Genomic DNA, 20,202 nt, shown 5'->3' with positions numbered 1-20,202 from the left:
GCCCCCAGAGAAGGGTTCACGGCGCGTCCCGCCAACCCACCCCGGCCCGCCCGGTCCGCGGCAATCGAACGCCGACCAAGCCGCCGCTGAAGTTGAAGTTGCTCTGGCCCCGACGTCCGTCAGCCCGCCGCAGGCGCAACCACCCCCACCCCATTGAGATAATCCAGACTCACCTGCAGCAACGCCCGCAACCCCACATCCAGCGCCTTCTCATCCAGCAGGAACTTCGGCGAATGATTGGCCGGCGCCGTCGCCGGATCGATCCCCACGCTCGTGGAGCCCACGAAGAAGAACATCCCCGGCACCTGCTGCGCGTACAGCGAAAAATCCTCCGCGCCCATCTGCAGCGGCGGCTCGTACACATTGTCCTTGCCCACCACCGCCTGCAGGCTCGGCAGCATCTTCGCCGTCAGCGCCGGATCGTTCACCGTCGCCGGATTGCCCTCGGCCTCGTAGATCTCCGTCACCGCCTTGGCCCCGTGCGCCGCCGCCGTATGCTCGGCCACGTTGCGCAGGTCCGCGAAGATCTGCTGACGCATCCCCTCATCGAACGTCCGGATCGTCCCCACCATCTCCACCTCATCGGGAATGATGTTGTAGCGGATGCCGCCCTTGATCGCCCCGAAGGTCAGCACCGCCGGCTGCTTGGACAGGTTCGCCCGACGGCTCACGATCGTCTGCGCCGTGCCCACCAGATCGGCCGTTGCCACGATCGGATCCACCCCGTTCCACGGCGCCGAGCCGTGCGTCTGCCGCCCGATCACCTTGATTCCGAACCGGTCCGAGGCCGCCATCAACGGCCCACCGCGCACTGCGATCTGCCCCGCCGGCACGCTCGAGAACACATGCAGGCCGAACACCGCCTCCGGCTTGAAGTCCGCAAACAGCCCTTCCTTCAGCATCAACGACGCGCCACCCTCTTCCGGCGGCGGCGCCCCTTCCTCGGAGGGCTGGAAGATCAGCATCACCTCGCCCGGCAGGTTCTCGCGCATCTTCACCAGCGCATCGGCCACCCCCAGCAGCGTGGCGGTATGCGCGTCATGCCCACAGGCATGCATCACCCCGACCGGCTCGCCGCGGTAGGTGCTGGTCACCTTGGAAGCAAACGGCAACCCGGTCTGTTCGGTCACCGGCAGCGCGTCCATGTCCGCGCGCAGGGCGATGCGCGGGCCCGGCTTGGCGCCCTTGATGATCACCACCACGCCGTGATGGGCGATCCCGGTCTTCGGCTTGAGCCCCATCGCACGCAACTGCTCGGCCACCTTCGCCGACGTGCGCTCCTCGCGGTTGGACAGCTCCGGGTGCTGGTGGAAGTCGCGCCGCCAGTCGACCACCTTGGCCTGCAGGCGGGTCGCCGCCGCGGTCACTTCCGGGCGTTCGTCAGGGGTGGCCGCGGCCAGCGCGGGGCAGGCAAGCAGCAGGGCGGACAGCAGCAGCGACAGACGGGGCATCGAGATCTCCACGGGTGTTCAGGGCGGACCAAGCTGAATGTAGGCCATCAGCGCACTTGCTGCTGTAACTTTCTTCCCCCGCAGGCGTTCATCCACGGAACCTGGCCGGTCACATCCGGTCTGACCGCCCGTCCCATCCGTCATGCATGAAAGCCCGCGCACCACGGGTATGCTTTGCACCAGCCAATCGGGCCCTGCCCTCCGCCAGCCTCAGGAGTTAGTTGAATGTCGCGTTTCTGGAAGATCGTGCTGCTGGTGGTCGCAGTGCTGGTGATTGGCTTCATCGGCCTGCGCGTGCTCGGCGGTGGCAAGCACAAGGGTGAGGCGGGCGGCACGGCTGCCGGCGCCGGCAAGGACGGCGAACAGCGCGACACCGGGCCGGTCCCGGTCACCGTGGTGGACGCCATCCGCCAGGACGTGCCGGTGTATGCCAGCGCGCTGGGCACCGTGGCGGCGATGAACACCGTCACCGTCAGCCCGCAGGTCGGCGGCCAGCTGATCAGCATCAACTTCAAGGAGGGCCAGGAAGTGAAGCAGGGCGACCTGCTCGCGCAGATCGACCCGCGCAGCCTGCAGGCCAGCTATGACGAGGCCGCCGCGGCCAAGCGCCAGAACCAGGCGCAGCTGGCGACCGCGCGCTCCAACTACCATCGCTCCAACGCGCCGGAGTACCGCCAGTACGTCGCCAAGACCGACCTGGATACCCAGCGCAACCAGGTAGCCCAGTTCGAAAGCGCGGTGGCCGCCAACGAGGCCAGCATGCGCGCGGCCCAGGTGCAGCTGCAGTACACCCGCGTCACCGCCCCGATCACCGGCATCGCCGGCATCCGCGCGGTGGACGCCGGCAACGTGGTCAGTGCCGGCACCGCGCTGGTCACCCTGACCCAGATCCACCCGATCCACGTCGTATTCAACCTGCCCGAGCGCCAGTTGCCGGACGTGCGCACCGCCCAGCAGGCCGGCCCGGTCACCATCGCCGCGCTGGACCGCAACGATTCGCACGTGCTCACCGACGGCGGCAAGCTGGACGTGGTGGACAACCAGATCAGCAGCGACAGCGGCACCTTCCGCGTGCGCGCCCTGTTCGACAACGCCGACAACACCCTGTGGCCGGGCCAGTTCGTCAACGTGCGCATGCAGCTGCGCACCATCGCCGGTGGCGTGGTGATCCCGACCCAGGCGGTGATGCGCGGCCCGGACGGCGAGTACGTCTACATCGTCAAGCCCGACAACACCGTGGCCATGCTCACCGTCAAGAGCGGCGTGGAAGTGGGCGACAGCAACGTGCAGATCACCGACGGCCTCAAGGGCGGCGAGCGCGTCGTCAGCGAAGGCCAGTTCCGGCTTAAGCCGGGCAGCAAGGTCAACGCGCTCAAGCCGGGCGAGACCCCGGCCGCGCCGACCGAGGCCGAACTCAAGGCCGCCGCGCAGCAGCAGGGCGGTGGCGGTGGTCGCCGTGGGGGCGGTCCGCGCTGAGCGCGCCTGCCTGATGTTCCCGACGCCGGCGGTCGCGCCGGCGTCTGCCCGTTCCAACGCCGCATGACGTAACAGCAAGGATCCGCCTGTGGGCTTTTCGACGATCTTCATCCGCCGCCCGATCGCCACCTCGCTGTTGATGGCGGGCCTGCTGCTGCTCGGCATCCTCGGCTACCGCCAGCTGCCGGTGTCGGCGCTGCCGGAGATCGACGCGCCCAGCCTGGTGGTGACCACCCAGTACCCCGGCGCCAACGCGGTCACCATGGCCTCGCTGGTGACCACGCCGCTGGAACGCCAGTTCGGGCAGATCTCCGGGCTGGAGATCATGACCTCCGATTCCTCGGCCGGCCTGTCCACGATCATCCTGCAGTTCTCGATGGACCGGGATATCGACATCGCCGCCCAGGATGTGCAGGCGGCGATCCGCCAGGCCACCCTGCCCTCCTCGCTGCCTTACCAGCCGGTCTACAACCGGGTGAACCCGGCCGACGCGGCAATCGTCACCCTCAAGCTCACCTCCGACACGCGCCCGCTGCGCGATGTGAACAATTACGCCGATTCCATCCTTGCCCAGCGCCTGTCGCAGGTGCAGGGCGTGGGCCTGGTGTCCATCGCCGGCAACGTGCGCCCGGCCGTGCGCATCCAGGTCAACCCGGCGCAGCTGTCCAACATGGGCCTGACCCTGGAAGAACTGCGCAGCGCGCTCACCCAGGCCAACGTCAACGCGCCCAAGGGCTCGCTCAACGGCAAGACCCAGTCCTACTCCATCGGCACCAATGACCAGCTGACCAGCGCCGCCGAGTACCGCGACACCATCATCAGCTACAAGAACGGCCGCCCGGTGCGGTTGTCGGACGTGGCCGAGGTCATCGACGGGGTGGAAAACGACCAGCTCGCCGCATGGGCCGATGGCAAGCCGGCGGTGCTGCTGGAAGTGCGCCGCCAGCCCGGCGCCAACATCGTGCAGACCGTCGAACGCATCCGCGCGCTGCTGCCGCAGTTGCAGAACGTACTGCCGGCCGACGTCCACCTGGAGATCTTCTCCGACCGTACCGAGACCATCCGCGCGTCGGTGCATGAAGTGCAGTTCACCCTGATCCTGACCATCTGCCTGGTGGTCGCGGTGATCTTCGTGTTCCTGCGCCGGCTGTGGGCCACCATCATTCCCTCGGTGGCGGTACCGCTGTCGCTGGCCGGCACCTTCGGGGTGATGGCATTTGCCGGCATGTCGCTGGACAACCTGTCGTTGATGGCGCTGGTGGTGGCCACCGGCTTCGTGGTCGACGATGCGATCGTGATGATCGAAAACATCGTGCGCTACATCGAACAGGGCAAGAGCGGCCCGGAAGCGGCCGAGATCGGCGCCCAGCAGATCGGCTTCACCGTGCTCTCGCTGACCATCTCGCTGGTGGCGGTGTTCCTGCCGCTGCTGCTGATGCCCGGCGTCACCGGCCGGTTGTTCCACGAGTTCGCCTGGGTGCTGAGCATCGCGGTGGTGCTGTCGATGCTGATCTCGCTGACGCTCACCCCGATGATGTGCGCCTACCTGCTCAAGCCCGACGCCCTGCCCGAGGGCGAGGATGCGCATGAGCGTGCCGCCGCGGCCGGCAAGGAAAACCTGTGGACGCGTACCGTCGGTGCCTACGAGCGCAGCCTGGACTGGGTGCTGGAGCACCAGCCGCTGACCCTGGCCGTGGCCGCCGGTGCCCTGGTGCTGACCGTGGTGCTGTACATCGTGATCCCCAAAGGCCTGCTGCCCGAGCAGGACACCGGCCTGATCACCGGCGTGGTCCAGGCCGACCAGAACATCGCCTTCCCGCAGATGGAGCAGCGCACCAAGGCCGTGGCCGAAGCGCTGCGCAAGGACCCGGCGGTGACCGGCGTGTCGGCCTTCATCGGCGCCGGCAGCATGAACCCCACGCTCAACCAGGGCCAGCTGTCGATCGTGCTCAAGAAGCGCGGCGACCGCGACGGGCTGGATGAGATCCTGCCGCGCCTGCAGCACGCCGTGGCCGGCATTCCGGGCGTGGCGCTGTACCTCAAGCCGGTGCAGGACGTCACCCTGGACACCCGCGTGGCTGCCACCGAGTACCAGTACTCGCTGTCGGACGTGGACAGTGCGCAGGTCGCGCTGCAGGCCAACCGCCTGACCGAAGCGCTGCGCCAGCGCCCGGAACTGGCCGACGTGGACAACAACCTGGCCAACCAGGGCCGCGCGCTGGAACTGAACATCGACCGCGACAAGGCCAGCGTGCTGGGCGTGCCGATGCAGACCATCGACGACACCCTCTACGACGCCTTCGGCCAGCGCCAGATCTCCACCATCTTCACCGAACTCAACCAGTACCGCGTGGTGCTGGAAGTGGCACCGGAGTTCCGCACCAGCACCGCGCTGATGCACCAGCTGGCGGTGGCCTCCAACGGCACCGGCGCGCTGACCGGCAGCAACGCCACCAACTTCGGCCAGGTCACCTCGTCCAACTCCTCCACCGCCACCGGCATCGGCGCGCAGAACACCGGCATCCCGATCGGCGCCGGCAACATCATCCCGCTGGCCGCACTGGCCGAAGGCAAGGTCACCAGCACCCCGCTGGTGGTCAGCCACCAGCAGCAGCTGCCGGCGGTGACGGTGTCGTTCAACATCGCCCCGGGCTATTCGCTGTCCGACGCGGTAAAGGCGATCGAAGAGACCAAGGACAGCCTGGACATGCCCTCGCAGGTGCATGCGGAGTTCATCGGCAAGGCCGCCGAGTTCACTGGCAGCCAGACCGACGTGGTGTGGCTGCTGCTGGCCTCGCTGGTGCTGATCTACATCGTGCTGGGCGTGCTGTATGAGAGCTACATCCATCCGCTGACCATCATCTCCACCCTGCCGCCGGCCGGCGTCGGTGCGCTGCTGGCACTGATGGTGTGCGGGCTGCCGCTGTCGGTGGACGGCATCGTCGGCATCGTGCTGCTGATCGGCATCGTCAAGAAGAACGGCATCATGATGGTCGACTTCGCCATCGAGGCGCGTCGCGCCGGGGCCAACGCGCACGATGCGATCCGCCGCGCCTGCCTGCTGCGCTTCCGCCCGATCATGATGACCACCGCCGCGGCCATGCTCGGCGCGCTGCCGCTGGCGCTGGGCACCGGCATCGGGTCGGAGCTGCGCCGCCCGCTGGGCATCGCCATCGTTGGCGGCCTGCTGCTGTCCCAGCTGGTCACGCTGTACACCACGCCGGTGATCTACCTGTACATGGAGCGCTTCTCCGAGCGCCTGCGACTGCGCCGCGAACAACGCGCGCTTCGCCACGCCAGCGCCCAGGACCGCGCATGAGCACACCGTACCTGCGCGCCCTGGGGATGCCGGCATGAATATTTCCGGCCCCTTCATCCGGCGCCCGATCGGCACCGCGTTGCTGGCCATCGGCCTGTTCGTGGTCGGCCTGTTCTGCTACCTGAAACTGGGCGTGTCGGCATTGCCGAACATCCAGATTCCGGTGATCTTCGTGCACGCCAGCCAGTCCGGCGCGGACGCCACCACCATGGCCTCCACGGTCACCGCGCCACTGGAACGCCATCTTGGACAGCTGCCCGGCGTGGACCAGATGCGCTCGTCCAGTTCCGAAGGCAGCTCGCTGGTCTTCATGATCTTCCAGAGCGGGGTCGATATCGATTCGGCCGCGCTGGACGTGCAGACCGCGATCAACTCATCGCAGGCCGACCTGCCCTCCGGGCTCGGCTCGCCGATGTTCCAGAAGGCCAACCCGAACGACGACCCGGTCATCGCCATCGCACTGACCTCGCAGACGCAGTCGGCCGATGAGCTGTACAACGTCGCCGATTCACTGCTGGCCCAGCGCATCCGCCAGATCAGCGGGGTGTCTTCGGTCGACATCGCCGGTGCCTCCACCCCGGCGGTGCGGGTGGACGTCAACCTGCGCCTGCTCAATGCGCTCAACCTCACCCCCGACGACCTGCGCAACGCGGTGCGCGCGGCCAACGTGACCTCGCCGACCGGCTTCCTCACCGACGGCAACACCACCACCGCGATCATCGCCAACGACTCGGTGGCGCGCGCGGTCGATTTCGCCAACCTGGTCATCAAGACCCAGGACGATGGCCGGGTGATCCGCCTCAAGGACGTGGCCAACGTCTACGACGGCCAGCAGGATGCCTACCAGGCCGCATGGTTCGACCACAAGCCAGCGGTGGTGATGTACGTGTTCACCCGTGCCGGCGCCAACATCGTGGAGACCGTGGACCGGGTCAAGGCGCAGATTCCGATGCTGCGCGACTACCTGCAGCCGGGCACGGTGCTGACCCCGTTCTTCGACCGTACCCCCACCATCCGCTCCTCGCTGCATGAAGTGCAGATCACCCTGCTGATCAGCCTGGCGATGGTGATCCTGACCATGGCGCTGTTCCTGCGCCGGTTGGCGCCGACGCTGATCGCCGCGGTCACCGTACCGCTGTCGCTGGCTGGCGCGGCGCTGGTGATGTACGTGTTCGGCTTCACCTTGAACAACCTCAGCCTGCTGGCGCTGGTGATCGCCATCGGCTTCGTGGTCGACGACGCGATCGTGGTGATCGAAAACGTCATGCGCCACCTCGACGAGGGTATGACACGCATGCAGGCCGCACTGACCGGTGCGCGCGAGATCGGCTTCACCATCGTCTCGATCACCGCCTCGCTGGTGGCGGTGTTCATCCCGCTGCTGTTCGCCAGCGGCATGGTCGGCGCGTTCTTCCGCGAGTTCACCATCACCCTGGTGGCGGCGATCGTGGTCTCCATGATCGTCTCGCTGACCCTGACCCCGGCGCTGTGCAGTCGCTTCCTCAGCGCGCACGCCGAGCCGGAGAAACCGTCGCGCATCGGCCGCTTCCTGGATGGGGTGCACGACCGCATGCTGCGCACCTACACGGTGTGCCTGGACTTCTCGCTGCGCCACGCGCTGCTGCTCTCGCTCACCCCGATCCTGCTGATCGTGGCCACGGTGATGCTCGGCGGCGCGGTCAAGAAGGGCTCCTTCCCGGCCCAGGACACCGGTCTGATCTGGGGCCGCGCCAATTCCAGCGCCACCGTGTCCTTCGAGGACATGGTCAACCGCCAGCGCCGCATCACCGACATGCTGATGGCCGATCCGGCGGTGAAGACCGTCGGCGTACGCCTGGGCAGTGGCCGCCAGGGCTCCAGCGCGCAGTTCAACATCCAGCTCAAGACGCGCAAGGAAGGCCGCAAGGAAACCACCGCGCTGGCGCTGGCGCGGCTGAGCGCCAAGGCCGACCGCTACCCCGACCTGCAGCTGCGCCTGCGCGCGATCCAGGATCTGCCCAGCGATGGGGGCGGCGGCAACAGCCAGGGCGCGCAGTACCGCGTGTCGCTGCAGGGCAACGATCTTGCCCAGCTGCAGGAATGGCTGCCCAAGGTGCAGGCGGCGTTGAAGAAGAACCCGATGCTGCGCGACGTCGGCACCGACGTGGATACCGCCGGCCTGCGCCAGAACGTGGTGATCGACCGCGCCAAGGCCGCGCGCCTGGGCGTGTCGGTGGGTGCCATCGACGGCGCGCTGTACGGCGCGTTCGGCCAACGCCAGATCTCCACCATCTACTCGGACATCAACCAGTACAGCGTGGTGGTCAACGCCCTGCCCGAACAGACCGCCACCCCGCGTGCACTGGATGAGATCCACGTGCGCGCCGGCAACGGCGAGATGATCCCGCTCACCGCCGTGGCCCACCAGGTGCCGGGGCTGGCCCCGCCGCAGATCACCCACGAAAACCAGTACACCACGATGGACCTGAGCTACAACCTGGCCCCGGGCGTAAGCACCGGCGAGGGCGAAGCCATCATCAAGGCCACCGTGGACGGCCTGCGCCTGCCCGGCGACATCCGCATCAGCGATGGCGGCGGCTTCAACGTGCAGCTCAACCCGAACTCGATGCTGATCCTGGTGCTGGCCGCGATCATCACCGTGTACCTGGTGCTGGGCATGCTGTACGAAAGCCTGGTGCACCCGGTGACCATCCTGTCCACGCTGCCGGCGGCGGGCGTGGGCGCGCTGCTGGCGCTGTTTGTGACCAATACCGAGCTGTCGGTGATCTCGATGATCGCGCTGGTGCTGCTCATCGGCATCGTCAAGAAGAACGCGATCATGATGATCGACTTCGCCGTGGTGGCCCAGCGCGAGCACGGCAAGAGCCCGCGCGATGCGGTGCGCGAAGCCAGCATCGTGCGCTTCCGCCCGATCATGATGACCACCATGGTGGCGATCCTGGCGGCAGTACCGCTGGCGATCGGCCTGGGCGAAGGCTCCGAACTGCGCCGCCCGCTCGGCATCGCGATGATCGGCGGCCTGTTGTTCTCGCAGAGCCTCACCCTGCTCAGCACCCCAGCGCTGTACGTGATCTTCTCCTGCCTGCGCGAGCGTTGGGTCAACCGCCGCGCACGCCGCCGCGAGAAGAAACTGCTCAAGCGCGCGAAGACCGCCTGAGGGTAGTGCCGGCCGCTGGCCGGCTTTCCTCCTGTCTGCGCACCGGGGGCCGCAGACCGCAACGTTTGACGCGGCCTAACAAAACGCGAACAATTCTCATCCAGCCACGGTCCTGCATCCGCCGTTTCGATGCACCCGCTGCCGGTCACCGGCCAGCCTGCGCGATCCAGCCATTGCCCTTCCCCCGCCATCTGCAGATCGCGGACGGCATTGTGCTGTCCGCCAAGGAATCCTTCGATGCTGTCGCGCTCCCTGCCCCGCCTGGCCACCCTGACCGTGGCCCTTTCCCTGGCCTGCGCCGCCCATGCCCAATCCAGTCCCGACGGCGCAGCGCGCGCGCGCTCGGCCACCGATCTGGATGCCATCAAGGTCACCGCCGAGCGCACCCATATCGATACCGGCGCCCTGGGCGACCGCGCCCTGCGCGACACGCCGTTCGCCATTGCCGTGGTGGGACGCGAGGACATCGAAAAGCGCCAGGTGGTCTCCCTTGGCGAAGCGTTCCTGACCGACCCCTCAGTCGTCACCCAGGTCAGCGCCTATGCCAGCGGCTGGAGCTCCCCGATCCGCAACCGGGGCATCGACCTCAGCTACGACAGCTACCGCGTCAACGGCCTGCAGGTCTCCTCATGGGGCACCGAGTGGCCGCTGGAAGTGATGGAGCAGGTGGAACTGCTGAAGGGTCCCGGTGGGTTCATGTACGGCTTCGGCCAGCCCGGCGGCATCGTCAACTACGTGACCAAGAAGCCGACCGAGGTCACCATGCTGTCGGCGCAGCTCGGCTGGCGCGAGGCGGGCATTGTCAGCGGCCAGGTCGATGTGGGCGGGCGCTTCGGCAACGAAGACATGTTCGGCTACCGCTTCAATGCGTACCAGGAGAAGGGCGAGACCTTCAACGGCGGTGACGTGAACCGCAAGGTCGGCGCGCTGTCGCTGGATGCGCGCCTGAGCGACCGCCTCACCTGGACCTTCGACGGCGTGTTCCAGTCGCGCGACCTGGCCAACGAGTCGCCGCAGTACTACTTCATCGGCCTCACCCAGCTGCCGCGCGCGCTGGCCGGCGACGTCGACAACAGCATCGACGGCAGCTACTACGACACCCGCTCCAGCCTGCTCTCCACCGCGTTGAACTGGCAGATCAACAGTGACTGGAAGGCCAGCCTGAGCTACGGGGTGACCACCTCCTGGAACGATGTCAACAAGGTCTTCGCCTATATCGACGACGTCAACGGCGACTATAACGTCAACACCTACGAGCTCGGCGGCAAGAGCGAATGGAAGCTGGCCCAGGCGATCATGCAGGGCCGCTTCGACACCGGCCCGCTCTCCCACCAGGTGGTGGCCGGCATCTCGCACCAGACCGGCCTGGGCTGGGACCGCCCCTACGAATGGAACACCATCGGCCGCGGCAACATTTACCAGCGCCCCGCCCTGCGCCATGACCCGGTCGGCTCGCACGAACTCACCCGTGGCAGCGAAACCGTGCAGCAGGCCGTCTTCGTCAGCGACACCGTCAGCTTCGCCGAGGGCTGGTCGCTGCTGGCCGGCGCGCGCTACAACGATTTCGAGAACAAGGGCGCCTACCACACCTACCCGGTCACCCCCACCTACGCACTGATGTACAAGCCGGCCGACGCCGTCACCCTGTACGCCAGCTACGTGGAATCGCTGGAAGCGGGCAGCCGCGTCGGCAGCGACTACATCAACGCCGGCACCGTGCTCGACCCGACCATCAGCAAGCAATACGAGATCGGCGCCAAGATCGAGTACCCGCGCTGGAACGCCAACGCCGCCGCCTTCCGCCTGGAGCGCGGTGCCAACATCGACCGCCTTACCAGCGCCGGCAAGCTGCTCGTGCAGGACGGCATCACCCTGTACGAAGGCGTCGAACTCAGCGGCGACGTCCGCCTGACCGACGCCCTCACCGTCGGCGGCGGCGTCACCTGGCTCGACCCCACCTACGACAAGCTGTCCCCCGACAGCGTCGCCCAGCAGGGCAACCGCACCGCCGGCGCCGCGCGCTGGCAGGGCGTGCTGCACGCCGACTACAGCATCCCGCAGGTGGAGGGCCTGAGCGTCTACGCGCTGGCCCGCTACTACGGCGATGTCTATTACGACGCCGACAACACCCTCAAGCTGCCCGACTACACCCTGGTCAACGCCGGCGTCGGCTACCGCATGCAGCTGGACGGCCACCCGGTCACCTGGCGCGCCGGCGTGGAGAACCTGGCCAACAAAAAATACTGGTCCAACGCCGGTGTCGGCCTGCCGCGCACCTTCGCGGTGAGCGTGCGCTTCGACCTCTGACCTGTCCACGTGGCGCGGGGTATCGCTCGGCGCTACCCGCTTGTCCATTGCGCACCGACCCACTGTCGAGGCTCGGTGTGGGTGGGTTGGCGGGACCGTCTTGCGCCATGGATGGCGCAAGCGAGCCTACAGGGACGTATTTACGGCGTGTCCCGCCAACCCACCCACACCGAGCCAAACCGGGGCAACCGGCATCCGCGCTCTTGATGGGCGCTGTCCCCTTCACCCCACACCCGCAATAATGGGCTGCCCCGCACCCCGAGCCCGCATGTCCGCCCGAGAATCCCGCCTGAGCCGCCTGTGGGCGCATGAAAAGGCCAGCTATGGCCTGCGGGTGTTCATCGCGCTGTCGGTGGCCATGGGCATCTGCTGGCACCTGGACCAGCTGCCCGCGCTGCCCGGCGTCTTCCTTGGCATCATCGCCAGCGCCATCGCCGAAACCGACGACAACTGGTGGGGCCGGACCAAATCGGTCGCCCTCTCCCTGCTCTGCTTCGCCATCGCCGCCGCTGCCGTCGTCGAACTGTTCGCCTGGCCCTGGCTGTTCATCGCCGCCCTGGCGCTGTCCACCTTCGGCCTCACCCTGCTCGGCGCCCTCGGCGAACGCTACGCTTCCATCGCCCAGGCCACCGTCACCCTGGCCATCTACACCATGATCGCCCTGGAACAGCATGGCGCCAGCGACCGCGCGCAGGCCTTCAGCGCCGTCAGCCACCTGCTCGCCGGCGCGCTCTGGTACGGCCTGCTCTCCATCCTGTGGACCGCCCTGTTCGCCAACCGCCCCATCCGCGAACGCCTCAACCGCCTGTTCCTCGAACTCGGCCGCTACCTGCAGCTCAAGGCCGACCTGTTCGAGCCGGTGCGCGACGCCGACCTGCAGAAGCGCCAGCTCGCCCTGGCCGAACAGAACCGCCGCGTCGTCGAGGCGCTGAACATCGCCAAGACCGCCATCCTCGCCCGCTTCGGCCGCTCCGGCCGGCCCGGCGTGCAGTCCGGCCTGTACCTGCGCATGTATTACATGGCGCAGGACTTCCACGAACGCGCCAGCTCCTCGCACTACCCCTACGGCGCGCTCACCGACGCCTTCTTCCACAGCGACGTGTTGTACCGCTGCCAGCGCCTGCTGTCGCTGCAGGGCGAAGCCTGCGCCAACCTCGGCATGGCCATCCGCCTGCGCCGCCCGTTCCAGTACGGCGAGCGCACCAAGCAGGCCACCGCCGACCTCACCGATTCGCTCGCCTGGCTGCGCGCCCAGCACAACCCGCAATGGCAACGTCTGCTGTCCTCGCTGGACCTGCTCGGCCAGAACCTGCAGAGCATCGAACGGCGGCTGTCCGAAGCCGCCAACTCCGAAGCCACCCTGGACAACGTCGATACCCGCCTGCGCGACACCAACCCGCACACCCTTCGCGAAATGTTCGTACGTATCCGCCAGCAGCTCACCCCCGGTTCGGTGCTGTTCCGCCACGGCCTGCGCATGGCGCTGGCGCTGATCGTCGGCTTCGCCGCGATCCGCCTGTTCAACGCCCAGAACGGCGGCTGGGTGCTGCTTACCATCGTGTTCGTGTGCCGCCCGCATTTCGGGGCCACCCGCCAGCGGCTGGCCCAGCGCATCGCCGGCACCCTGATCGGGCTGGTACTGACCTGGGCGTTGATGCAGCTGTTCCAGGACCTGCGCATCGAACTGCTGATCGCCCTGCTCTCGGCGCTGCTGTTCTTCTTCACCCGCAGCGACCGCTACCTGGTCGCCTCGGCGGCCATCACGGTGATGGCGCTGACCTGCTTCAACCTGATCGGCGATGGCTTCCTGCTGATCTGGCCGCGCCTGGTCGACACCCTGCTCGGCTGCGCGATCGCCGCCGCGGCCGCGTTCCTGATCCTCCCCGACTGGCAGGGCCGGCGCCTGAACTTGGTGATGGCGCGCGTGCTGGCCAACTGCGCGCGCTACCTGGATGCGGTACTGGGCCAGTACGGCAGCGGCATGCAGGACGACCTGGCCTACCGCATCGCCCGCCGCGACATGCACAACGCCGATGCCGCCCTGTCCACCGCGCTGTCGAACATGCTGCGCGAGCCCGGCCACGTGCGCCGCAACCTGGATGCCGGCTTCCGCTTCCTGGCGCTGTCCAACACCCTGCTCGGTCACCTGTCCGCACTCGGTGCGCACCGCACGCAGCTGGACAGCTATGCACAGGACCCGCAGGCGCTGGCCGGGGGCGAGCGTGTGGAGCAGGCCATGCAACAGATCGCCGCCGCGCTGGAACAGCGGCAACCGGTGGAGGAAGCCGACAACGACGGCGACCGCGCCCTGGCCGAACAGCTGGAACAGGTCACCGACGCCATGCCGCCGAAGCTGCAGCTGATCCGCACCCAGATGGGACTGATGCTGCGCCTGTTGCCCAAGCTGCGCGGCGCTGCCAACGAGGCCGCCCGCACCCTGCGCTGAGGTCTCGCGCACGGCACGGTTGCGGTCGCTGCACTGGTCCTGCCAAGCGCGCGTCCCGATGTCGGGGAGACACCTGCTGCACGTTGCCGCTACCGCCGCCCGTGCAGACTCCCGGTGCCTTCCCCGTTCAAGGACACGTACATGCAACTGGATCTCTCCGGCAAGACCGCGCTGGTCACCGCTTCCACCGCCGGCATCGGCCACGGCATCGCCCACGGACTGGCCGCTGCCGGGGCACAGGTCGTGGTCAACGGCCGTACCCAGGCCTCGGTCGACAAGGCCTTGACCGCCCTGCACCAGGCCCTGCCCGACGCCCGGCTGCTGGGCGCGGCGGCCGACCTGTCCGACGCGGCCGGCGTGGACGCCCTGCTGGCAACGCTGCCGTCGATCGACATCCTGGTCAACAACGCCGGCATCTTCGGGCCGCAGGACTTCTTCGACACCGATGACGGCACCTGGGAGCAGTACTGGCAGACCAACGTGATGTCCGGGGTGCGGCTGTCACGCGCACTGCTGCCGGGCATGGTCGAGCGCGGCTGGGGCCGGGTGCTGTTCCTGTCCTCCGAATCGGCCCGCAACATCCCCGCCGACATGATCCATTACGGCGTCACCAAGACCGCCCTGCTCGGCCTGTCGCGCGGGCTGGCCAAGCGCGTGGCCGGCAGCGGCGTCACCGTCAACGCGGTGCTGCCCGGCCCGACCCTGTCCGACGGCTTCGCGGCGATGATGGAAGACGAGCGCGCCCGCACCGGCAAGTCGCTGGAGGAGGTCGGCCGCGACTTCGTCATGGCCCACCGTCCCACCTCGGTGATCCAGCGCGCGGCCAGCGTCGAGGAAGTGGCCAACATGGTGGTCTACCTGGCCTCGGCACAGGCCTCGGCCACCTCCGGCGCGGCGCTGCGGGTGGACGGCGGCGTGGTCGACGATATCCTCTGACCCGGCAGGGCAGCGCGCGGGCTGCGCCGCTGCCATCCTGCGCGAACGACGACAGTGCTAGGCTGCGCCGGTTCGCAAGGAGTTTCCATGTCCGGCCACAGCCAGTTCGCCCTGCTCAAACAGCGTCGTTTCCTGCCGTTCTTCATCGTCCAGTCGCTCGGTGCGTTCAACGACAACATCTACCGGCAGGCGATCATCGGCCTGCTGTTCTTCCTCGGTACGCCGATCGAAGAGCGTTCGCTGTACACCAACCTGGCGCCGGCGATCTTCATCCTGCCCTACTTCCTGTTCTCGGCCCTGGCCGGTCAGATCGCGGAGAAGCTGGAGAAGTCGCGCCTGATCGTGATCACCACCACCATGGAGATCGTGATCATGTCGCTGGCCGCCGTCGGCTTCCTTACCGAAAGCATGCCGGTCCTGCTGGTCGCGCTGTTCTGCACCGGCATGCAGTCGACCCTGTTCGGGCCGGTGAAGTACTCGGTGCTGCCCTCGATCCTCAAGCCTGAGGAACTCACCGGCGGCAACGGCCTGGTCGAGATGGGCACCTCGCTGTCGATCCTGACCGGCATGATCGCCGGCGGCCTGATTTTCCAGCTGGCCGGCAGTCACGGCCCGATCGTCGCCGCCACGGCAGTGATCGCCCTGGCCGTGGCCGGCAACCTCACCGCGCGGATGATCCCCAAGGTCGATGCCGGCGCGCCGGACCTGAAGATCAACTGGAACCCGCTGCCCGAATCGCTGGCCGTGCTGCGCATGGCCAAGAAGCAGAAGGCGGTCAGCAACGCCATCCTCGGCGTGTCCTGGTTCTGGTTCGTCGGCACCATGCTCACCTCGCAGCTCCCCACCTATGCCGAGGTCAACCTGGGTGGCGGCTCCACGCTGTACATCTTCGCCCTGGCCCTGTTCTCGGTCGGCACCGGCACCGGCTCGCTGCTGTGCGAAAAGCTGTCCGGGCGCACCGTTGAAATCGGGCTGGTGCCGCTGGGCGCCTTCGGCATGACCGCGTTCATGCTCGACCTGTACTTCGCCCGCGCCGGTGAGTCGGCCGCGTCCGGGATGTCGATCCTGCAGTTCGTGCAGCATGCCGGCAGCGTGCGCATCATCATCGACCTGATCGGCATCGGCCTGTTCACCGGTTTCTTCGTGGTGCCGCTGTTCGCCCTGATCCAGAGCCGCACGCCGAAATCGGAGATGTCGCGCGTGTTCGCCGCGCTGAACATCCAGAACTCCGGCTTCATCGTATTGGCCGCCATGCTCGGCCTGGTCACCCAGCGCCTGCTCGGCTGGACCATCCCGCAGCTGTTCCTGGCGCTGGCCATCGCCAACGCGGTGGTGGCGATCTACATCTTCACCATCGTCCCCGAATTCCTGATGCGTTTCCTCAGCTGGGTGATGGTGCGCGGCTTGTACCGGCTGCGCCTGCACGGGATCGAGAACAACGTGCCCGACGAAGGCGCTGCGTTGATCGTGTGCAACCACGTCAGCTACATGGACGCACTGATCCTGTCGGCGACGATCCCGCGCCCGGTGCGCTTCGTCATGTACTACAAGATTTTCAACATCCCGGTGATGCGCTGGATCTTCCGCACCGCCAAGGCGATTCCCATCGCCGGCGCGCGCGAGGACCCCGCGCTGATGCAGGCCGCCTTCGATGAAGTGGACAAGGCGCTGGCCGAGGGCGAGCTGGTCTGCATCTTCCCCGAAGGCGCGCTGACCCGCGACGGCGACATGGCCGCGTTCAAATCCGGCGTGGAGAAAATCCTCGAACGGCGTCCGGTGCCGGTGGTGCCGATGGCGCTGCGCGGGATGTGGGCCAGCATGTGGAGCCGTCGCGACACCCGCCTGGGCCGCATGCGCGTCCCGCGCCGCTTCCGCGCCCATATCGAGGTGGCAGCCGCACCGGCCGTCCCGGGCCAGACCGCCACGGCCGAAGGGTTGGAACAGCAGGTCCGCCAGCTGCGGGGGGAGAACGGCTGAGACACCGGGTCTGCGGCGATCGCGCGACAACCCGGTTGCCGCCATCGATCGTGCGTTCTACACTCGACCGGAAAGGCAGCACCCTCGCATCGTCAGGAAGACATCATGCATGCTCGCAAGGACACGTTCGTGCGCACGATCGAGGCGCGCCTTGCATCGTCGGCAGACGCGACACTCGGCGATTGCGTCGATCTCATGGCCGGCAGCAATATCAAGCAGTGGATTCGCCAGTGCATCGAGGATGAACTCCAAGGCCAGGCGCGCCCCAGCCAGGAAGCGTTCTCCATCGTGCTGGCCACCGGACAGCGCTGGCAGTTGAAGGCCAACCTGCAGGCGACGATCCCGCGATTCCTGTACACCAGTCCGTTCGAATTGTTGATCACCCCGGTGACGGGCAATCTTGTGGTCGACGAATATGCCGTCGCTGACGAGGGCAACGATATTGGCGTGGGCACTCCGCTTCGCCACGTTGCGCAGCACAGGCTTTGCCCGGGTGACGTGCTGGATTGCAGTGCGCCGGGGCGGCTGCATGACCTGCGCGTGGACAAGCCCACGCTGGTTGCGAAGCTGATCGGCCTGAACCGGGAGCCGATCCAGTGGATGGCCGAACGCAGCCCCTTGCGCATTGCCCAGGCCATCTCCGCCAGCCCGATCCACTCCGAGCTGGAGATCATGGCCAGAACGTTGGGGGCCTTGCGGTTGGGTGGCGCGGATGTCCTGGGCAGGCTTGCCGGACATGAAAGTCACTTCGTGCGATGGGCAGCAATCCAGGCAATGGGCCGGATTGAACCCGACAGAGCGATCCTGCTGCTCCAGAATGCTGCCGCCGACGCGCATCCGCATATCCGACGGAGCGCTGCTGCCTTCTTGTCCCGTGCACAAGGTCGCCCTGCCTGATGGCCATCACGCCCACGCTCTCCAAGACCCTGGCGCCCATTCCCCTCGACGCATTCATGGAGAAGGCAGCGCGTACCGTTGACCGCGGCGACTCCTTGTCCGCGCTCGCGCTGGCCGATGATCTCGCCGCCCTGAGCATGAATGAGACGCTGGTCAAGGACGCGATAGAAGCACAGATCGACGCGTTCCTGCAGGGTACCCGTCAGATCAGCTACACCCCCCAATCGATCGTGCTGGGCGGAGGAGACGGGTATTACGTCCGAGCCAACATCTGGACGCCCCCGCGGTTGAGTGGCGCGATCAAAGAGCAGGAGGAGAAGATCTTCTCGTATCGGCTCGCGCACGACCACAATTTTGCCTTCCTCACCGCAGGCCACTTCGGCTCAGGCTATCGCACTGAAATATTTGAGTACGACCCTGACCAGATCGTCGGATTCATCGGCGAAGAGGTTGATTTGACGCTGCTCGAGCAGACCCAACTGCCCAAGGGCAAGGTCATGTTCTATCGCAAACGACGAGACATCCACATCCAGCATCCTCCCGAAGAACTGTCCATCTCGCTCAACCTGATGCTGGTTTCGGACGAAAGCCAGAATAGCGAGCAGTACTTCTTTGATACCGAACGCAGGATCATTTCGGGTATCCCCGAGGCTGCCTACGTATACCGTCGCGCCTCCCTGGCGACGCTGCTCGGGGAAATCGGCGACCACGCGTCCATACCGTTGCTGGAACAACTCCTGGATGACCAACCCAATCGCCGCGTGCGGATCTCTGCGATGGATTCGATCCATAGGCTGAGCAACAAATTCGACCTGACCGAGTCGGTCACGCGGCGGATGCTGCGCGACCCCGATCGCCTGGTATGCGCGGCCGCACGGCAGTTGCTGGAGACCGGTCAACTGGACGAGCGCGTCAGTCTGTCCTCCGCTGCCAGTGTCTACAAACGTGACTGACGACAGTCGATGCTCTCGACGGCTGCCGTTTTCCCTCAACGAGAGCAAGTTCATCGGTAATAAGGAGATTCACATGAACGACAATGCCATGCTTGAAATCGACGACCTGGAAGCCCTGGTTGCCCCGACCGGGGTCTCCGACGGCGTTATCGGGCTGTTCCAGATCCTGTTGCTGTGGCCCCAGGAAGCCAACTGACGCAGCGCAGGCTTGTTGGCCAGAAAGGGGCGCGCTGCGCCCCTTTCTTCGTTCATGGCCCCGACCACCGCATCCTTTCCGGGCGTCCATGCCTTGAACGCCTTGATGTAACCGCATACAAGCGCCCTACTTCGGTTAGATTAGCGTCGAAATGGATCCCCGCGTGGCCGCGCGGGCGAACCGGCAACACCGCCCAGTAGCCAGGACGTGCACGGTCCTGGGCGGTGTTGCCTGCTTGTCGACCGTCATCTGCTCTCAAAACCCACCCAAGAACATGGAGTTTGCCCAATGAATGCCACCGCCCCGCTGCCGCCCGCCTCCGGTACCGTCCCGAACTACCTGATCTGGTCGATCGTCGTCACCGTGCTGGCGTTCTTCATGTGCTGCGTGTCGTGCCTGAGCTTCCCGGCAATCGCCACCGGCATCGTGGCCATCGTGTTCGCCAACAAGGTCAACACGCTGCTCAACCAAGGCGACCTGGTCGCCGCGCGCCAGGCGTCGAAGAACGCCAAGATCTGGGCCTGGGTCACCACCGGCATCCTGATTGCCGCCACGCTGTTCTCGATCATCTGGCTGGCCTTCGTCGGCGTTGACGGCTACATGGAGCAGATCCAGCAGTTCCAGCAGCAGGTCGAAAGCGCCAGCTGATGGCTGCACTGCACGGCAAGCGCTGGTTGCTGGCCGCACTCCCCCCGGTGGCGATCGCCACCGGGGCGGGCATCTGGGCCCTGCGTCATTTCGATCCCAACGCCGCCAACAACCCGTTCCCGCCGTGCAGCTTCTTTGCCGTCACCGGTTACTACTGCATCGGCTGCGGGCTGACGCGGGCGCTGCACGCGCTGGTCCACGGCGATGTGCTCACCGCGATATCGATGAACCCGCTGGCCATGCTGATGCTGGCCATTGCACCGCTGGTGCTGGGCTGGGCACTCGGTTGGCGTCCACCGTGGATGCAGCCGTTGATATCCCTGTTGATGAAGCCTGCCTTCTGGCTGACCCTGCTGCCGCTGTACTGGATCGCGCGCAACCTGCCATGGGTTCCGTTCACCTGGCTCGCACCGGGCTGATCGCCGCTGCGTCGGAACGA

Annotated in this window: 13 protein-coding genes; 12 read left to right on the top strand and 1 reads right to left on the bottom strand. The window is 66.8% G+C overall.

Features of this window, described 5'->3' with window-relative positions; genetic code table 11:
• Positions 1 to 119: 119 nt before the first annotated feature.
• A complete protein-coding gene (locus tag RTO53_RS00510) occupies positions 120 to 1,451 on the bottom strand; it encodes a M20 family metallopeptidase (protein WP_312235945.1) in 1,332 nt (443 codons plus the stop codon).
• 225 nt (positions 1,452 to 1,676) lie between these two features.
• On the opposite strand from RTO53_RS00510, the gene RTO53_RS00505 reads away from it, so the two are divergent.
• From RTO53_RS00505 to RTO53_RS00450, 12 genes are all read left to right on the top strand, one after another.
• The gene (locus RTO53_RS00505) at positions 1,677 to 2,927 is read left to right on the top strand and encodes an efflux RND transporter periplasmic adaptor subunit (protein WP_312235944.1); all 1,251 of its coding nucleotides are present in this window, start codon (positions 1,677 to 1,679) and stop codon (positions 2,925 to 2,927) included.
• A gap of 88 nt (positions 2,928 to 3,015) precedes the next feature.
• Complete coding sequence (locus RTO53_RS00500; RefSeq protein WP_312235943.1) at positions 3,016 to 6,246, top strand: efflux RND transporter permease subunit; 3,231 nt, start codon at positions 3,016 to 3,018, stop codon at positions 6,244 to 6,246.
• A gap of 34 nt (positions 6,247 to 6,280) precedes the next feature.
• The gene (locus RTO53_RS00495) at positions 6,281 to 9,403 is read left to right on the top strand and encodes an efflux RND transporter permease subunit (protein ID WP_312235942.1); all 3,123 of its coding nucleotides are present in this window, start codon (positions 6,281 to 6,283) and stop codon (positions 9,401 to 9,403) included.
• 237 nt (positions 9,404 to 9,640) lie between these two features.
• Positions 9,641 to 11,710: a TonB-dependent receptor gene (locus RTO53_RS00490; RefSeq protein WP_312235941.1), complete on the top strand. Its 2,070-nt coding sequence runs from the start codon at positions 9,641 to 9,643 to the stop codon at positions 11,708 to 11,710.
• A 268-nt stretch (positions 11,711 to 11,978) separates the two neighbouring features.
• On the top strand, positions 11,979 to 14,156 hold the full coding sequence (yccS, locus tag RTO53_RS00485) for a YccS family putative transporter (protein WP_312235940.1): 2,178 nt from the start codon (positions 11,979 to 11,981) through the stop codon (positions 14,154 to 14,156).
• A 141-nt stretch (positions 14,157 to 14,297) separates the two neighbouring features.
• Positions 14,298 to 15,092, top strand: a complete 795-nt coding sequence (locus RTO53_RS00480; RefSeq protein ID WP_312235939.1) for an SDR family oxidoreductase — start codon at positions 14,298 to 14,300, stop codon at positions 15,090 to 15,092.
• An 87-nt stretch (positions 15,093 to 15,179) separates the two neighbouring features.
• Positions 15,180 to 17,069 (top strand): MFS transporter, encoded by a 1,890-nt coding sequence (locus RTO53_RS00475; protein ID WP_312235938.1) that lies wholly within the window; start codon positions 15,180 to 15,182, stop codon positions 17,067 to 17,069.
• A 105-nt stretch (positions 17,070 to 17,174) separates the two neighbouring features.
• Positions 17,175 to 17,966: a HEAT repeat domain-containing protein gene (locus RTO53_RS00470; RefSeq protein ID WP_312235937.1), complete on the top strand. Its 792-nt coding sequence runs from the start codon at positions 17,175 to 17,177 to the stop codon at positions 17,964 to 17,966.
• On the top strand, positions 17,966 to 18,919 hold the full coding sequence (locus tag RTO53_RS00465) for a HEAT repeat domain-containing protein (RefSeq protein ID WP_312235936.1): 954 nt from the start codon (positions 17,966 to 17,968) through the stop codon (positions 18,917 to 18,919). The genes RTO53_RS00470 and RTO53_RS00465 overlap by 1 nt, the downstream gene beginning before the upstream one ends.
• A gap of 73 nt (positions 18,920 to 18,992) precedes the next feature.
• Entirely contained in the window at positions 18,993 to 19,115 is a 123-nt protein-coding gene (locus RTO53_RS00460; RefSeq protein ID WP_312235935.1) for a hypothetical protein, read from the top strand.
• A 288-nt stretch (positions 19,116 to 19,403) separates the two neighbouring features.
• Entirely contained in the window at positions 19,404 to 19,763 is a 360-nt protein-coding gene (locus RTO53_RS00455; protein ID WP_312235934.1) for a CD225/dispanin family protein, read from the top strand.
• Complete coding sequence (locus RTO53_RS00450; protein WP_312235933.1) at positions 19,763 to 20,182, top strand: DUF2752 domain-containing protein; 420 nt, start codon at positions 19,763 to 19,765, stop codon at positions 20,180 to 20,182. Before RTO53_RS00455 ends, RTO53_RS00450 begins: the two co-directional genes overlap by 1 nt.
• Positions 20,183 to 20,202 lie beyond the last annotated feature (20 nt).

The sequence above is a fragment of the Stenotrophomonas sp. genome (genome assembly GCF_031995405.1).
Classification (GTDB): Bacteria; Pseudomonadota; Gammaproteobacteria; order Xanthomonadales; family Xanthomonadaceae; genus Stenotrophomonas.
This window is presented reverse-complemented; position numbering and strand designations above follow the sequence as displayed.

What these genes read in the sequence shown, in the direction of transcription:
- RTO53_RS00510 (WP_312235945.1), bottom strand. Translation starts at nt 1,451, where the DNA reads ATGCCCCGTCTGTCGCTGCTGCTGTCCGCCCTGCTGCTTGCCTGCCCC.
- RTO53_RS00505 (WP_312235944.1), top strand. Translation starts at nt 1,677, where the DNA reads ATGTCGCGTTTCTGGAAGATCGTGCTGCTGGTGGTCGCAGTGCTGGTG.
- RTO53_RS00495 (WP_312235942.1), top strand. Translation starts at nt 6,281, where the DNA reads ATGAATATTTCCGGCCCCTTCATCCGGCGCCCGATCGGCACCGCGTTG.
- RTO53_RS00490 (WP_312235941.1), top strand. Translation starts at nt 9,641, where the DNA reads ATGCTGTCGCGCTCCCTGCCCCGCCTGGCCACCCTGACCGTGGCCCTT.
- yccS (WP_312235940.1), top strand. Translation starts at nt 11,979, where the DNA reads ATGTCCGCCCGAGAATCCCGCCTGAGCCGCCTGTGGGCGCATGAAAAG.
- RTO53_RS00480 (WP_312235939.1), top strand. Translation starts at nt 14,298, where the DNA reads ATGCAACTGGATCTCTCCGGCAAGACCGCGCTGGTCACCGCTTCCACC.
- RTO53_RS00475 (WP_312235938.1), top strand. Translation starts at nt 15,180, where the DNA reads ATGTCCGGCCACAGCCAGTTCGCCCTGCTCAAACAGCGTCGTTTCCTG.
- RTO53_RS00470 (WP_312235937.1), top strand. Translation starts at nt 17,175, where the DNA reads ATGCATGCTCGCAAGGACACGTTCGTGCGCACGATCGAGGCGCGCCTT.
- RTO53_RS00465 (WP_312235936.1), top strand. Translation starts at nt 17,966, where the DNA reads ATGGCCATCACGCCCACGCTCTCCAAGACCCTGGCGCCCATTCCCCTC.
- RTO53_RS00460 (WP_312235935.1), top strand. Translation starts at nt 18,993, where the DNA reads ATGAACGACAATGCCATGCTTGAAATCGACGACCTGGAAGCCCTGGTT.
- RTO53_RS00455 (WP_312235934.1), top strand. Translation starts at nt 19,404, where the DNA reads ATGAATGCCACCGCCCCGCTGCCGCCCGCCTCCGGTACCGTCCCGAAC.
- RTO53_RS00450 (WP_312235933.1), top strand. Translation starts at nt 19,763, where the DNA reads ATGGCTGCACTGCACGGCAAGCGCTGGTTGCTGGCCGCACTCCCCCCG.